The sequence below is a fragment of the Achromobacter sp. D10 genome, assembly GCF_035282245.1.
Taxonomy (GTDB): Bacteria; Pseudomonadota; Gammaproteobacteria; order Burkholderiales; family Burkholderiaceae_B; genus Achromobacter; species Achromobacter insolitus.
Map to the genome: position 1 here is coordinate 347,774 of NZ_JAYJLE010000005.1, position 15,195 is coordinate 362,968.

Sequence of the window (15,195 nt, forward strand, 5' to 3'; positions counted from 1 at the left end):
TCTCAGCCATGCAGAACAAACTCTTTATCGACGGCCGCTTCGTGGACGCGGCCGCGGGCGGCACGATAGACGTGCTGAATCCGCACGACGGATCTCTCATCACCGCCATCGCCGCTGCAGAAGCGGAAGACGTGGACCGCGCCGTGCAGGCGGCACAGCGCGCCTTTCCCGCCTGGGCTCGGATGGCGGCCGCCGATCGCGGACGTCTGCTGCTCAAGCTGGCCGACCTGATAGAAGCCAATGCCGAGGAACTGGCGCAGCTTGAAACGCTGGACACGGGCCATCCAATACGCGACACGCGCGGCCTGGACGTGCCGCGCACCGCCGGCTGCTTCCGCTATTTCGGCGGCATGGCCGACAAACTGCAGGGCAGCGTCATTCCTGTTGAATCGGGTTTCCTGAACTACGTGCAGCGCGCGCCCATCGGCGTGGTGGGTCAGATCGTGCCGTGGAATTTCCCGCTCATGTTCACCAGCTGGAAACTTGGGCCCGCGCTGGCTGCCGGCAACACCGTGGTGCTCAAGCCCTCGGAACTCACGCCGCTGTCGACCCTGCGCATCGCCGAGCTGATGGCCGCCGCTGGATTTCCGGATGGCGTGGTCAACGTGGTCCCCGGCTATGGCCACACGGCGGGCCAGCGGCTGGCCGAACACCCGGACGTGGGCAAGATCGCCTTCACCGGATCGACCGCAACCGGACGCCGCATCGTGGAAGCGTCCAAGGGCAACCTCAAGCGCGTGCAGCTGGAACTCGGCGGCAAAGGCGCCAACATCGTGTTCGACGATGCCAATCTCGACGCTGCCATCAACGGCGCGGCCTGGGCCATCTTCCACAACCAGGGCCAGGCATGCATCGCGGGGTCGCGCCTGATGCTGCACGAAAAGATTGCCGATGCATTCCTCGAACGCTTCACCGCCCTGGCGAACTCCATCCGCCTGGGCGACCCGCGCTCCCCCGATACCGAAATGGGTCCGCTGACATCGGCCCAACACCGCGACAAGGTCCTGTCCTATGTGGGCATCGCCGCCGAACAGGGCGCGCGCCTGCTCGTAGGCGGCAAGGCGCCCGGCGGCGAACTTTCGGCCGGCTACTACGTCGCGCCCACCATCGTCGAGGCCAGGCCCCAGGACCGCGTCGCGCAGGAAGAAGTATTCGGCCCATTCGTCACGGTGCTGCGCTTTGGCAGCGACGAAGAGGCGCTGGCCATTGCCAACGCGACCGACTACGGCCTGGGCAGCGGCCTGTGGACGCGCGACCTGGCGCGCGCCCATAAGCTGGCCGGCGCCATCCATGCGGGCATGTGCTGGATCAACTGCTACAAGCGCGTCAATCCCGGCAGCCCGTTCGGCGGCGTGGGCCAGTCGGGTTATGGCCGGGAGATGGGCTTTGAAGCCATGCATGACTACACTGAAGCCAGGTCCGTGTGGGTCAACGTGGACGCCGCCGTGCCGCCGCACTTCAAGCGCTGAGGAGCCGCCGATGAACACCGCCATGCCGAACGCCGAAACCGCCTTGACCGATGCGGTCGCAGCCGCTTTTGCCCAGACGCCGGATCCCAGGCTGCGCCATCTGATGCAGTCCCTGGTACGGCATCTGCATGCCTTCGTCGCCGACGTCGAGCCCACCGAGGCCGAATGGATGGCGGCAATCCGGTTCCTGACCGAGACCGGCCAGATCTGCGATGGCGCGGTGCGGCAGGAGTTCATCCTGCTCTCCGACACGCTGGGCGTGTCGATGCTGGTGGATGCCATCAACCACCGCAAACCGGGACAGGCCACCGAAAGCACGGTATTCGGCCCTTTCTACATGGCCGGCATGCCCGACCGCGCGCCCGGCGAAAACATGGCGCTCACGCCCGGCGAGCCCGCGCTGGTGCATGGCTACGTCCGCGATACCGATGGCCGGCCGCTGGCCGGCGCCGTCCTCGACGTGTGGCAGACGGCCTCCAATGGCATGTACTCTGGCCAGGACGTGGACCAGCCCCACGGCAACCTGCGCGGCCGCTACCGTAGCGGCGAGGACGGCTACTTCGCAATCCGCACCATCCTGCCCGTGTCCTATCCCATACCGGGTGACGGTCCCGTCGGCCGCATGATGGCGGCAACCGGCAGGCATATCTTCCGGCCCGCGCATCTGCACTTCATGATCGACGCGCCGGGGCACCAAAGGCTGGTCACCCATCTGTTCAACGCCGGGGATCCCTACCTTGCCTCGGACGCGGTGTTCGGCGTAAAGCCATCGCTGGTGCTGCAATACGATCCGCTGGGCGCGGACTCCACACCGGGCAGGCGCTTCGGATTCGATTCGGACTTCCACGAGGGACGTTATGACTTCGTGCTGCCCCGCGCCTGACGCGGCCGACGGGGCGGCGCTGTGCTGGCTCGATGACATCCCTGATGGCGGTTCGTTGACAGTGAACTTCGCCGCGCAGCCGGTCATCCTGCTGCGGCGGGGTGAGGCCGTCTGGGCATACCTGAACCGCTGCCCGCACTTCTCCGTCACGCTGGACGCGGCCCATGGCGCCGTCCTGACCTACGAGGCCCAGGTGCTGATGTGCGCCCATCACTCGGCCTTGTTCCGCTTCGAGGATGGACTGTGCATCGAAGGCCCTTGCCAGGGCGCGGCGCTAGACGCGGTGCCGCTGCGCCAGCACGCAGGCCGCGTCTACGCGGCGGATTCGGAGGCCGTCGCAAGGGGAATGCTATGAACGCGCCGCACGAAGCACGCAACAGGAAGCGCATCCCCCCAGCTTTGGGAGGACTCATCGGCCTGTTGCGCGACAAGGACACTCCGCAGCAAAACGCCGCGCGCGGTACCCGTCCCTCGCGGCAACAGGATCGGCGCATGTAAAAAAACCCCGGGAAACTGCCGATCAGGCCAGCTTCCCGGGGTTGCTTTCATGCGGCTCGGCGCTCGCCGCGCCGGACCGGTTTACTGCAAGGTTCGCGTGAAGACGAACTGCCCGTCCTGCCAATCCACCGGCACCACGTCGCGCGGACCGAAGCGGCCTTCCAGGATCAGCTTGGCCACCGGGTTCTCGATCTGCTGCTGGATCGCGCGCTTCAAGGGGCGCGCGCCGAACACCGGATCGAAGCCCGAGCGGGCCAATTCCGCCAGAGCGGGTTCGCTCACTTCCAGGCGCATCTCCTGCTTTTCCAGGCGTTCGCCAAGGCGACGCAGCTGGATGCGGGCGATAGACTCGATGTGCTGCGCTTCCAGCCCGTGGAACACCACCACTTCATCGATGCGGTTCAGGAACTCGGGACGCAGGGTCTGCTTGAGCTCGTCCCACACCACTTCCTTGACCACTTCGTACGGCTTGCCCGCCAGGCTCTGGATATGGTGCGAGCCCAGGTTGGACGTCATGACGATCACCGTGTTGCGGAAATCCACCGTGCGGCCCTGGCCATCGGTAAGGCGGCCATCGTCCAGCACCTGCAACAGCACGTTGAAGACGTCCGGATGGGCTTTCTCGACTTCATCCAGCAGCACCACGCTGTATGGCTTGCGGCGCACGGCCTCGGTCAGGTAGCCGCCCTCCTCGTAGCCCACATATCCTGGCGGCGCGCCGATCAGCCGCGCCACCGAATGCTTCTCCATGAATTCGCTCATGTCGATGCGGATCATGTGCTCTTCGGAGTCGAACAGGAACTCGGCCAGCGCGCGCGTCAGCTCGGTCTTGCCCACACCCGTGGGGCCCAGGAACAGGAACGAACCGTAGGGACGCGAGGGATCGGCAAGGCCGGCGCGCGAACGCCGGATGGCATCGGACACCAGGCGCACGGCCTCGTCCTGGCCCACCACGCGCTTGTGCAGGTATTCCTCCATGTGCAGCAGCTTCTCGCGTTCGCCCTGCATCATCTTGGACACCGGAATGCCGGTGGCGCGCGACACGACCTCGGCGATTTCCTCGGCGCCTACGCGAGTGCGCAACAGGCGCGGACGCCCTTCGCCGCCCTCGGCTTCCTCGGCCGCTTCCGCGGCGCCCACTTCGGCCGCCTTCAGGCGCGCTTCCAGGTCGGGCAGCTTGCCGTATTGCAATTCCGCCAGCTTGTCGAACTGGCCCTTGCGCTGCAGCTCGGCCATTTCGGCGCGCACGCTGTCGATCTCTTCCTTGATGGCCTGCGTGCCTTGCACGGCCGCCTTCTCGGCCTTCCAGATTTCCTCGAAGTCGTTGTATTCGCGCTGCAGCTTTTCGAGCTCGTCCTCGATCGCGCCCAGGCGGCGCTTGGAAGCGTCGTCGGTTTCCTTCTTGACGGCCTCGCGCTCGATCTTGAGCTGGATGATGCGGCGGTCGAGCTTATCCATCACTTCCGGCTTGGAATCGATCTCCATGCGGATGCGCGCGCCTGCTTCGTCGATCAGGTCGATGGCCTTGTCCGGCAGGAAGCGGTCGGTGATGTAGCGGTGCGAGAGCTCGGCCGCGGCCACGATGGCGGGGTCGGTGATCTCCACGCCGTGGTGGATTTCATAGCGCTCCTGCAAGCCGCGCAGGATGGCGATGGTGGATTCCACGTCAGGCTCGTCGACCAGCACCTTCTGGAAGCGCCGCTCCAGCGCCGCGTCCTTCTCGATGTACTTGCGGTATTCGTCCAGCGTGGTCGCGCCGATGCAATGCAGCTCGCCGCGCGCCAGCGCCGGCTTGAGCATGTTGCCCGCATCCATCGCGCCTTCGGCCTTGCCCGCGCCCACCATGGTATGCAGCTCGTCGATGAAGACGATGTTGCTGCCGTCGTCCTGCGCCAGTTCTTTCAGCACGGCCTTCAGGCGCTCTTCGAATTCGCCGCGGAACTTGGCGCCGGCCAGCAAGGCCGCCAGGTCCAGCGACAAGACGCGCTTGCCGCGCAGGGTTTCGGGCACTTCATCGTTGACGATGCGCTGCGCCAGTCCTTCGACGATGGCGGTCTTGCCCACGCCGGGTTCGCCGATGAGCACGGGGTTGTTTTTAGTGCGGCGCTGCAGGATCTGGATCGTGCGGCGGATTTCGTCGTCGCGGCCGATCACCGGATCGAGCTTGCCCTGGCGGGCGCGCTCGGTCAGGTCCATGGTGTATTTGGACAAGGCTTCGCGGTTGGACTCGCCTTCGGCGCCAGAAACGCTTTCGCCGCCGCGCACGGCGTCGATCGCGGCTTCCAGGGCCTTTTTCTGCAGGCCCGCGTCGCGCAGGATGCGGCCGGCCTCGCCCTTGTCGTCGGCCAGGGCCAGCAGGAACAGTTCGCTGGCGATATAGGTGTCACCGCGGCGCGCCGCTTCCTTGTCGGTGCGCGTCAGCACCGCCTGCAGGTCGCGGCCGACCTGGACATTGTCGTCCCCCTGCACCTGAGGCAAGGCCTTCAGGGCGGTCTCGATGGCCGGTTGCAGCCGATTGACGGCCACGCCGGCGCGCGCCAGCAGGCTGCCCGCGCCGCTGTCGGAATCCGACAGCAAGGCGGAAAGCACGTGAATCGGCTCAATATAGGGGTGATCGTTGCGGGCGGCCAGACTTTGAGCGTCGGCCAGGGCTTGCTGGAACTTGGTTGTCAGTTTGTCGAATCGCATAATGGTCGTTTGGCTTGTTGGGGAGCCTGACCGATACGTGCCGGCTGGCTCGATATCCTGAATATGCGGCCAGATGCGAGAATTTCAACACCCTGCCCGCGCCATGGTTTCTCGACGTGCAGCAACAATCTGACTTATGAGCATATACGTTTTTGTCTACGGCACGCTACGCGCGGGCGAAATCAATGATCTGGCTCAAGCCGCCGCGCGGCGCGGCCTGCCTGCAGCGCGCTACGTGGGGCCGGCCAGCGTTCCGGGCAGGCTGGTGGACTTCGGCGACTGGCCGGGGCTGATTCCGGTGGACGACGGCCGGCGTGTGCGGGGCGATGTCTTCCAGGTGGAGCCCCCCTGGTGGCGCTGATGGACGAGATCGAGGAGTACACGCCCGGCATGCCCTGTTGCTTTGTGCGGCGCGAGGTCGCCGCGCGCCTGGAGATCCCCTCGGGGACCCATGAACTGCGCTGCCAGTACTATCCGATAGACCCGGCCCTGCGCGGCAAGGCGGTCGATATCGCGGCCGACGACTGGGTCGGTTACCGGCTCGCCCACCCCCGCCCGGAAGGCCGGTAAGACGCCCGTAGTAACAACGGACTACAATAACGGTTGTCTTCAAGCTTTATACCCATTCCGGCATGCGTCCGCGCAATGGGCACTATAGAGGTCATCGTATGCAAAAACGGGTCCCCGTTGCCCCTGATGCCGCCCATTGCTCCACATGCATGCTGGGACATGTGTGCGTGCCCGTGGGCATGGCAGCCGCCGAGGTGGAAAAGCTGGACGAACTGGTGAGGGAACGCGTGCGCCTTGAAAAAGGCAAGCCGCTCTATTCCCTGAACCACCCGCTCGACGCCGTCTACAGCGTGCGATTCGGCAGCCTCAAGACGCAGTTGGAAGACGCCACCGGCCAGATCCAGGTCACCGGCTTTCACCTGCCCGGCGAAATCGTCGGCATGGACGGCATGCTGGACGGCAAGCACGTTTCGACCGCCGTCGCGCTGGAAGATTCCGAGGTCTGCGTCATCCGCCTGGCCGATATCGACCGCATCGCTACCCACCTGCCCTCCCTGCAGCAGCAGTTCCGCCGGCTGATGAGCCGCGAGATCAACCGCTCGCACCAGATGCTGGCCTCGCTGGGCTCCATGCGTTCCGAACAGCGCCTGGCCGCGTTCCTGCTGAACCTGTCGCAACGCTACGCGTCGTTGGGCTATTCCTCCACGGAATTCGTGCTGCGCATGAGCCGCGAGGAAATCGGCAACTACCTCGGCCTGACCCTGGAAACGGTCAGCCGGCTGTTTTCGCGCTTTGCGCGAGACGGCCTCATCAAGATCAACCAGCGCGAGGTCCGCATCCTGGACCTGCCCGCGCTCAAGCAATTGCTGGGCCAAGAGGGCTGCTGAACGCCCGCCGCGCCATGCGCCGCGCGCCCATCCTCCCATTGCCTCTGGCGCGGCCAGGCCCCTTGCGCGGTCTGGCCGCGCTGTGCGCCGTGGCGGCGCTGGCGCCGCTCGGGGCACACGGCCAGACGCCCCTGCCAGATCCCTACGATTACAGCGAAACCGCGCCCGCCCCCAAGCGCGCGGCGCCGTTGCGCTGGCAGGCCGTGGAGCTGGGCAAGCCTGGCCACCGCTACAAGATGCCGGTCTACGCCAATCGCGACCTGGCAAAGGACGACCTGCGCGGCATCAAGCAGGTCGTGGTCGTCATCCACGGCGTCAAGCGCGACGCCGACCGCTACTATGAATCCGTCGCCGCACTGCTGGCGCACAACCCCGAGCGGGCGCGCGATACCCTGATACTGGCGCCGCGCTTTTCCGGCTCGATCGACTCCGGTTTTGGCGGCATGGCGGCTTGGCGCAAGGCAAGCTGGGAAGACGGCGAAGATAGCGTGCAGGCCGCGGGACGCCCCGCGCCGGTCGCTTCGTTCCAGGTGCTGGACGACCTGCTGCGCAGCCTGGATGATCGCAAGCGCCTCTCGTCGCTGGCCGGCATCGTGCTGGCCGGCCACTCGGCCGGCGGCCAACTGGTACAGCGCTATGCCGTGCTGAACAATATCGACGGCGCGCTGCGGCGCGACGGGCTGGCCCTGCGCTACGTAGTCGCCAACCCCTCGTCCTACCTCTACCTGAGCAACGAACGCCCCCGCGCCGACGGCAAGGGTTATGCGCCTTACGAGCGCGGCATCTGCCCCACGTACAACCAGTACAAATACGGCCCGGACAAGCTTCCTGCGTACTCCCGGGAAACCGACGAGTCCAAGCTCTTCGTGCGCTATGCGGCGCGCGATGTCACCTATCTGCTGGGCGGCGCCGACAACAATCCGGAAGACCGCCTGCTGGACAAGACCTGCGGGGCGGAAGCCCAGGGCGCGACACGGCTGGCCCGCGGCACCGGCTACGCGCAATACGAGCACGTGCTGGCGGCGCGCGGCGCCAGGCCCGTGCCGCTGCATCGGCGCGCTTTCGAGGTAGCCGGCGTCGGCCACAACAGCAAGGGCATGTTCAGCTCGGCCTGCGGCGTGCAGGCATTGCTGGGCGACGAGGCCCAGGCCCCCGACGGCGCCGCTGCCTGCGACGTCATCAAGCCCCGCGGCAAGTAGGCCGGCGCGCCCCGCCCGGCGCAGAATCCTGACAAAAAGCTGAAGAAAATCAGTGCCATAGCGCGTGCATTTCGGCCCGCGCAGGCGCAACATATCGCCATGCGTGTTCCATTTCGCGGCCCGTCCGCGATCGCGTGTCCGGCGTCCCCCGACAAACGCACTCGAAGGAAGGATATGACGCAAGCGTATCTCGACATGCCCGACGCAAAGCGCCGCATCAAGGCGATCTTCATCGGCTCCATGGGCAATCTGGTGGAGTGGTATGACTTCTACGCCTATACCGCGTTCGCCCTGTATTTCGCCCCCGCCTTCTTTCCCTCCCACGATCCGGTCGTCCAGCAGTTGAATGCGGCCACGCTGTTTGCGGCCGGCTTCATCGTGCGCCCGCTGGGCGGCTGGCTGTTTGGCCATCTGGCGGACCGTCACGGGCGGCGTCTGTCGCTGATGGTGTCGGTGGGCATGATGTGCGTGGGTTCGCTGATCATCGCGGTCACGCCCACCTATGCCACCATAGGCCTGGCCGCGCCAGCCCTGCTGGCGCTGGCGCGCGTGATCGAAGGCCTGAGCCTGGGCGGGGAGTACGGCGCCAGCGCCACTTACCTGACCGAAATCGCGGATCCGGACCATCGCGGCTTCTATTCCAGTTTCCAGTACGTCACCCTGATCGGCGGCCAGCTCAGCGCCATCCTGGTGCTGCTGTTGCTGCAAAACGTTTTCCTGACCCACGAGCAGCTGGTGGAATGGGGCTGGCGCATTCCCTTCGTGGTCGGCGCCATGCTGGCCGTGATCACTGCCCTGATGCGGCGCGACATGCCCGAAACGGATTCCTACAAGGAAGCCCAGAAAGCCCCCAAGCCGCAGACGAGCTCGCTGCGCGGCCTGCTGAAGTACCCGCGTGAAGTGGCCATCGTGGTGGGCCTGACGGCGGGCGGCACCGCGGCGTTCTACACCTTCACGACCTACATGCAGACGTTTGTGCGGCAGACCTCGGGCTTTTCCGACATCGTCACCACCTACATCATCGCCGGGTCGCTGATCTTCGCGCTGATTCTGCAGCCGGTCTACGGCGCGCTGTCGGACAGGATCGGACGCAAGCCGCTCCTGGTGTTCTTCGGCGTGGCCGGCGCGGCACTGACCGTACCCATCCTGATGACGCTGGCGCACACACGCTCGCCCTTCATGGCCTTCCTGCTGATCTGCGGCGCCTGGGTGTTCACGGCCGGCTATACGTCCATCAACGCAGTGGTGAAGGCGGAGTTGTTCCCGACCAACATCCGCGCCACCGGCGTAGCCGTGCCCTATGCCGTGACGGTGTCCATCTTCGGGGGCACGGCGCCGGCCATTGCGCTCTTCTTCAAGCAGCAAGGGCATGAGGAGTGGTTCTACTACTACCTCGCGGGCATCATCTTCCTGTCGCTACTGGTGTACGCCACCATGCGCGACACCAAGCATCGCTCGGCCATGCACCAGCACGCCTGATCGCGACAACTTTGTTGCTTGACAGCCATGCCGCTTCGGCTTAATACTTAACCTCATGGTTAAGTTTAACGACGACAGGCTCGACGGCATCTTTTCGGCCCTGGCCGATGGCACGCGGCGCCGGGTGCTGGCCGATCTGGAACAAGGCGCGGCCTCGGTCAGCGAGCTGGCCCGGCCGCACGCCATGTCCCTGCCCGCATTCATGAAGCACCTGCGCGTGCTGGAAGACGCCGGCTTGATCGCCCGCGCCAAGGACGGCCGCGTCGTGAATTGCACGCTCTCGCCCGAACCGATGCGGGCGGCATCCGACTGGCTGGCCCGTTACGAGAAGTTCTGGAGCGGACAGCTGGATTCGCTGGCGCGGTACCTGTACCACGAGGAAGAGGTCCACCCATGGAAAACCGAAGCACCCGAGAAGCATCGCCCCCCATCGAACTCCGGCTCAGGCGGCGCTTCGACGCCCCCGTCGAACGCGTCTGGCGCGCCTGGACGGACCCGCAGGCGCTGATGCGCTGGTTTGGTCCCGCCGAAACCCGGCGGGTTCTCCGGGCGGAAACCGACGTCCGCGTGGGCGGCGCCTACCAGGTGGGGTTCTCCACCGAGGACGGGTTGGAACATCATGCCAGCGGCCACTACCGCGAAGTCGAGCCGCTGCGCCGGCTGGTCTTCACCTGGGCCTGGCGCGACACCCCCGCGGAAGTCTCCATGATCACGCTTGAATTCACGTCTGCCGACGGCGGCACCGAACTCGCCTTCCTGCAGACCCCGTTCGTCGACCAGGCCACCCGCGACAGCCATCAGCATGGATGGTCCGGCGCGCTGGACCGGCTGGCGTCCCATCTGGCGAATCCGGCCTGAATCCGCGCCGTTCGCCCTATCCGGGCCCACCGGCCCGCCCCGAGGAGGCACACAATGCAAACCGATCACCCCGTCGTATCCCGCGCGCAATGGGAAATCGCGCGCGAGGCGCTGCTGCGCCGAGAAAAAGAGCTGACCCGGGCCCACGATGCCCTGGCTCGCGAGCGCCTGGCTCTGCCGTGGGTCAAGGTGGACAAACCATACCGCTTCCAAGGCGCGGGCGGCTCCCTGGAACTTGCGGAGCTGTTCCAGGGCAGAAGCCAGCTCATCGTCTACCACTTCATGTTCGGCCCGGACTGGGAAGAAGGCTGCGTGGGCTGCTCCTTCCTGGCCGACCACATGGACAGCGCAGCCATGCACCTGCGCCAGCATGACGTGACGGTAGTCGCCGTATCGCGCGCGCCCTTGGCCAAGCTGGACGCCTTCAAGCGGCGCATGGGCTGGAGCTTCCCCTGGTATTCATCCGAAGGCAGCGATTTCAATTTCGACCTGCAGGCCACGACGCCCAAGGCCGACGGCAGCATGGAAGAAAACTCCGGCGCCAGCGCATTTTTCCGCGACCCCGACGGCGAAATCTTCCATACCTATTCAAGTTTCGCGCGCGGCGTGGAAAGACTGGCCGGCGCCTACAACTATCTGGACTTCGCGCCGCTGGGCCGCAACGAGAAGGGCCCGCACTTTAATCTGGGCGACTGGGTGCGCCACCATGACCGCTACGACGACGCCCCGGCGCGCGCCTGCCACGCCTGCGGTTAAACGCGGGCGCTCGCGCGCCGTCCACATGGCCGCCGACGCCGCGATCCTGTGGCTGGGCTGCACGGCGGCCATGGCAGCGGGCTTGTGGATGGACACGCTGCGCACGCCGTCGGCGCTGCTCGCCAGCCAGTGCGCGGCGCCCGGCGGTTTGCTGGAACAGGCATGGCGCCATGCCGCCCTGATGCCCGCCAGCAGCGCAGCCATGTTGATCGCCGCGCTGTTGCCGCTGCCGGGCGCGCCCGCCCTAGGCGCGCGCCTGGCCTGCGCACTGGCGATGGGTCTGGGCATGCTGGTGGGAGCGCAATGGGGTGTCGCAGCGGCCTTGGCCGCCGGCGCGGGGCCCTTCAGCGGCATGGCCGCCGGCATGGCGCTGGGAATGGCGGCCGCCACGGCAGCCGCCGCAATGCTTGCCGGCGCTAGCGCCGCGCCCCGGTAAGCGGGCGCGGCGGCGCGGCCGCGGCCTCTATCGGCGCAGCCAGCGGCGCCCGGATTTCCAGGGCCGACTCCGCCCGCGCCACGCACGGCAGGATCCAGCCCTCCTCTTTCTCGTCGCGCGATAGTCCCGGCCATTCGATACGGTACGAGATCTCCCCTTCAAGCAAGAGGCACATGCAGGCGCGGCAAGTGCCGTTGCGGCACGAGCTGGGCAGTTTGATGCCAGCCGCCTGCGCCGCCAGCAGCACCGAGGTATCGGTTGGCGCGTCGAAACGCAGACCGGCAGGCTGCACCAGGACGGGAAATGTGGACATGGCGAAGCAGATCCAGCGGGACGCGCCCTCAGGCCGCGTTGTCCTGCCAATCCAGCTTCCAGGCGCCGGACAGCACATTCTGCATCCACAGCACGCAGGTCAGCGTCTTGGCGTCCGTGACGTCGCCCTTGGCGCAGGCTTCGACCAACTCGGCGGGATCCGCGCTGATCACGTCCAGGAATTCGTCCTGGTCCAGCTGGCGCGGCCCGGCGCGCAAGCCGCGCGCAAAGTAGATATGGATGATTTCCGTGGAATAGGCAATGGCCAGGTGCAAGGCCCCGGCCCGGGCCCACTGGCTGGCGGTGTAGCCGGTTTCCTCAAGCAGTTCACGCTTGCCGCAGGCCAGCGGATCCTCGCCCGGATCCAGCTTGCCGGCGGGGAACTCCGTCATGACGCGCCCTATCGGATAGCGGTACTGCCGCTCCAGCAGCACCCGGCCGTCGTCCAGCAACGGGATCACCACCACCGCGCCGGGATGCACCACGTATTCGCGCGTGGCCGTATTGCCGTTGGGCAGGCTGACCGTGTCGCGGCGGATCTTGAGAAAGGCGCCGTTGTAAGGAGCCTCGCTGGCGACGAGTTTTTCTTCGAGATGGGAATCGGGCTTGCGGGTCATGTGGGATTCCAGAACCTGGCTAGCCGCGCGTAGCAGAGCGCGTGCGCGGGCAACACGCAGCTTACCATCGCCACATGAACGGCTCAGCCGAACTTGCGGCGCGCGTCCAGCGCCAGGCCGGCGCCGATGCTGCCGAACAGATCGCCTTCCACGCTGCGCGCCTCGGGCACCAGCGCCGACACCGATTCGCGCAGGCGTGGAACGCGGCTGGAGCCGCCGGTGAAGAACACGGTGTCCACGTCCGAAGTCGACACTCCGGCATCGCGCAGCAGCGCGCCTACCGTGGTTTCGACCTTCTCGATCAGGCGCCCCACGCAGGCATCGAAAGACGCCCGCGTCACGTCCACGCCCAGTTCCGGCGCGATGCGCGACAGGTCGATGCGCGTGGCAGGCGCGTCCGACAGTGCGATCTTGGCCTCTTCGACCTGCACCGCCACCCAGTGGCCGGCGCGCTGCTTGACCAGGTTGAGCAGCAAATCGATCTTCTCGCGGTCCCCGGCTTCGGCGCGGATGTAGGCAAAGTGCTCGGCGGCCTTGCGGCTATAGGCCTGGTTGATGGTGTGCCAGCAGGCCAGATTGCCATATTGCGTGGACGGCACATCCTTGCCGCTGCGCAGTTGGCTGCCCAGCCCCAGCATTGGCATCACGTGGGCCAGGCTGAGCTGCTTGTCGAAGTCCACCCCACCGATGTGCACACCGCCATAAGCCAGGATGTCTTCCCGGCGGTCGGCCTTGGCGGCACGGCCGGGCCCCAGGCGGATCAAAGAAAAGTCGGACGTGCCGCCGCCGATGTCGATGACCAGTACCAGTTCTTCGCGGTCGATCTGCGATTCGTAGTCGAATGCGGCAGCCAGCGGTTCGAACTGGAATTCGATATCGGTAAAACCGACGCTGCGCGCAATCTCGCCCAGGGTGTCCTGGGCCGTCTGGTCGGCGGCCGGGTTGTCGTCCACGAAGAACACTGGCCGGCCCAGCACGGCGCGAGTGAAGCCACGCCCGGCAGCCGTCTCGGCGCGGCGCTTGAGTTCGGCGATGAAGCGCGTCAGCAAGACGCGGAACGGAATCGAACGGCCTTGCACTTCGGTCGAGCCGTCGATCAGCGAGCTGCCCAGCAGGCTCTTCATGGAGCGCATCAAGCGCCCGTCGTAACCCGCCAGGTAATCGGAAATGGCGGCGCGGCCATAGCTGACCTCGGCGTCTTCGTCATGGAAGAAAATGGCCGAAGGCAAGGTGGTCTTGCCGTCTTCCAGGGCGAGGAGCGCGCGCTGATCGGGGCGGCTCCAGCCCACGGTGGAATTGGACGTGCCGAAATCGACGCCGCATGCGGAGGAAATCATGGGGAATTCTGGGGCTGAAAGCAAAACGGCGCACAAGTGTAGCCGCAACCGCCGGAATCGCCATGTCAATTCGCCCGCCCCAGGGTCCGGGCCGTGAACGCCAGCGTCACCGCCGCCACCAGCAAGCCGCTGGCGAAGCCGCCCGAGTAGCCGACCTGGGCCGCCAGGCCGGTCATAAGCGACGAGGTCAGGATCTCTCCCAGGTCGCGCGCGCTCTGCACGGCGGTCATATCGGTGCCGGCCTGTTCGCCGCGGCTGGCGAAACGCATGGCCAGCGTCATCAGGGCCACGGAAGCCGCCCCCGCGCCGAATGCGCCCAGCGCCTGCGCGCCAAAGGCCGTGCCGGCCTGCGCCGCCATCCAGCCCTGGGCTTGCGCCATCCAGGCCAGCGCCGCCACGCCGGAGGCGGCCAAGCCCAGCGCCAGGACGGCCCGCGCGCCCAGCCGGCCGATCAGCCATGCGCCGCCGCCGCAACCCAGCAATACCGTCACCACGCCGCCCGCCATGCCGATGCGCCCCACCGTCTCGACGGCCCAGCCTTCGTCCACCAGGAACAACTTGGACAAGCCGTAGCCCGCCACCGCGGTCATGGCGGACAGGAACGCGGCCGCCGCCAGGGCCCAACCGCCGGGGCGGCGCACGAATGCAGCCAGCGTGGCGCGTTGCCTGGTCAATGGCGCGGCCAACGCCGTTTCACGCCACGTCGCTGCCAACAGCAGGCTGAACGCGACCACGGCAGCCAGCGTCAACAGCGCGCCGGTCTGCCCCAGATGCCCGGCCAGCATCAGGCAGCCCGGCCCGCCGAAGAAGAAACCCACCATCGTGCCGCCCACCTGAACGGCATTGGCGCGCGCCAGGGCTTGCCCCTGGAAGCGCTCCGCCGTCAGTCCATCCGTGGCGATGTCCTGCGTGGCGCTGGCAAGGGAAGCCAGCGCCATCAGGACCACCACCCAGGGCGCCGCCACGGCATCGATGCCCAGGAACACCAGCCCCACCAGGCAGGCCAGCACGATGGACTGCATCGGCACGATCCAGCTGCGCCGCCGCCCCATGGCGCGGGTCCAACGGTTGTCCACCACGGGGGCCCACAGGAATTTCAATACCCACGGCAGGCCGACCAGCGGCAGCCAGGCCAGCGCCTGCAGGTCCGCGCCGTCTCGGCGCAGCAGCGCAGGCAAGGCTTCCATGGCCACGCCCAGCGGTATGCCCTGAGAGAAATACAAGGCGCCTATCATCACGAACAGGCGTCCTTCTGCAATACGGTTC

17 protein-coding genes are annotated in these 15,195 nt (G+C 66.6%); 12 read left to right on the forward strand and 5 right to left on the reverse strand.

The window, feature by feature from the left end; translation table 11 throughout:
- The first annotated feature begins 8 nt into the window (after positions 1-8).
- From VCS63_RS17580 to VCS63_RS17590, 3 genes are read left to right on the forward strand one after another with little or no spacing between them, the layout of a single operon-like run.
- Positions 9-1,469, forward strand: a complete 1,461-nt coding sequence (locus tag VCS63_RS17580; protein WP_323880510.1) for an aldehyde dehydrogenase family protein — start codon at positions 9-11, stop codon at positions 1,467-1,469.
- Between the two features lie 10 nt (positions 1,470-1,479).
- Positions 1,480-2,352 carry an intradiol ring-cleavage dioxygenase gene (locus VCS63_RS17585; RefSeq protein ID WP_063640388.1) on the forward strand — a complete coding sequence of 291 codons (873 nt, stop codon included), beginning with the start codon at positions 1,480-1,482 and terminating at the stop codon, positions 2,350-2,352.
- Positions 2,327-2,707: a Rieske (2Fe-2S) protein gene (locus tag VCS63_RS17590; protein ID WP_164794104.1), complete on the forward strand. Its 381-nt coding sequence runs from the start codon at positions 2,327-2,329 to the stop codon at positions 2,705-2,707. The genes VCS63_RS17585 and VCS63_RS17590 overlap by 26 nt, the downstream gene beginning before the upstream one ends.
- A 224-nt stretch (positions 2,708-2,931) precedes the next feature.
- On the opposite strand, the gene clpB is transcribed toward VCS63_RS17590, so the two are convergent.
- Positions 2,932-5,538, reverse strand: a complete 2,607-nt coding sequence (gene clpB / locus VCS63_RS17595; RefSeq protein WP_042794243.1) for an ATP-dependent chaperone ClpB — start codon at positions 5,536-5,538, stop codon at positions 2,932-2,934.
- A gap of 136 nt (positions 5,539-5,674) precedes the next feature.
- Between clpB and VCS63_RS17600 the strand changes: the two genes are divergently transcribed.
- From VCS63_RS17600 to VCS63_RS17640, 9 genes are all read left to right on the forward strand, one after another.
- Positions 5,675-5,899, forward strand: coding sequence for a gamma-glutamylcyclotransferase family protein (locus VCS63_RS17600; RefSeq protein WP_323880512.1), 225 nt, complete (start codon positions 5,675-5,677; stop codon positions 5,897-5,899).
- Positions 5,899-6,108, forward strand: a complete 210-nt coding sequence (locus VCS63_RS17605) for a hypothetical protein (protein ID WP_323880514.1) — start codon at positions 5,899-5,901, stop codon at positions 6,106-6,108. The genes VCS63_RS17600 and VCS63_RS17605 overlap by 1 nt, the downstream gene beginning before the upstream one ends.
- A 98-nt stretch (positions 6,109-6,206) precedes the next feature.
- A complete protein-coding gene (locus tag VCS63_RS17610; protein ID WP_042794244.1) occupies positions 6,207-6,935 on the forward strand; it encodes a helix-turn-helix domain-containing protein in 729 nt (242 codons plus the stop codon).
- A gap of 14 nt (positions 6,936-6,949) precedes the next feature.
- On the forward strand, positions 6,950-8,134 hold the full coding sequence (locus VCS63_RS17615) for an alpha/beta fold hydrolase (protein WP_063640392.1): 1,185 nt from the start codon (positions 6,950-6,952) through the stop codon (positions 8,132-8,134).
- 174 nt (positions 8,135-8,308) lie between these two features.
- A complete protein-coding gene (locus tag VCS63_RS17620; RefSeq protein ID WP_323880516.1) occupies positions 8,309-9,613 on the forward strand; it encodes an MFS transporter in 1,305 nt (434 codons plus the stop codon).
- Positions 9,614-9,668: 55 nt separating this feature from the next.
- Positions 9,669-10,121: an ArsR/SmtB family transcription factor gene (locus VCS63_RS17625; RefSeq protein ID WP_149064265.1), complete on the forward strand. Its 453-nt coding sequence runs from the start codon at positions 9,669-9,671 to the stop codon at positions 10,119-10,121.
- Positions 10,007-10,471, forward strand: coding sequence for an SRPBCC family protein (locus tag VCS63_RS17630; protein WP_238914063.1), 465 nt, complete (start codon positions 10,007-10,009; stop codon positions 10,469-10,471). Before VCS63_RS17625 ends, VCS63_RS17630 begins: the two co-directional genes overlap by 115 nt.
- 54 nt (positions 10,472-10,525) lie before the next feature.
- Positions 10,526-11,227, forward strand: coding sequence for a DUF899 domain-containing protein (locus VCS63_RS17635; RefSeq protein WP_063640396.1), 702 nt, complete (start codon positions 10,526-10,528; stop codon positions 11,225-11,227).
- Positions 11,228-11,252: 25 nt separating this feature from the next.
- Entirely contained in the window at positions 11,253-11,663 is a 411-nt protein-coding gene (locus tag VCS63_RS17640) for a hypothetical protein (RefSeq protein ID WP_323880522.1), read from the forward strand.
- Here the strand turns inward: VCS63_RS17640 and VCS63_RS17645 are convergent.
- The 4 genes from VCS63_RS17645 to VCS63_RS17660 all read right to left on the reverse strand — a co-directional run bounded on the left by VCS63_RS17645 (position 11,644) and on the right by VCS63_RS17660 (position 15,164).
- A complete protein-coding gene (locus VCS63_RS17645) occupies positions 11,644-11,976 on the reverse strand; it encodes a 2Fe-2S iron-sulfur cluster-binding protein (protein WP_323880525.1) in 333 nt (110 codons plus the stop codon). The two genes, VCS63_RS17640 and VCS63_RS17645, sit on opposite strands and share 20 nt — an antisense overlap.
- Before the next feature lie 28 nt (positions 11,977-12,004).
- Positions 12,005-12,592, reverse strand: a complete 588-nt coding sequence (locus VCS63_RS17650) for an NUDIX domain-containing protein (RefSeq protein WP_063640397.1) — start codon at positions 12,590-12,592, stop codon at positions 12,005-12,007.
- Positions 12,593-12,675: 83 nt separating this feature from the next.
- A complete protein-coding gene (locus VCS63_RS17655; RefSeq protein ID WP_042794248.1) occupies positions 12,676-13,929 on the reverse strand; it encodes an Hsp70 family protein in 1,254 nt (417 codons plus the stop codon).
- A gap of 65 nt (positions 13,930-13,994) precedes the next feature.
- The gene (locus tag VCS63_RS17660; RefSeq protein WP_416379202.1) at positions 13,995-15,164 is read right to left on the reverse strand and encodes a RhtX/FptX family siderophore transporter; all 1,170 of its coding nucleotides are present in this window, start codon (positions 15,162-15,164) and stop codon (positions 13,995-13,997) included.
- Between the last annotated feature and the right edge of the window lie 31 nt (positions 15,165-15,195).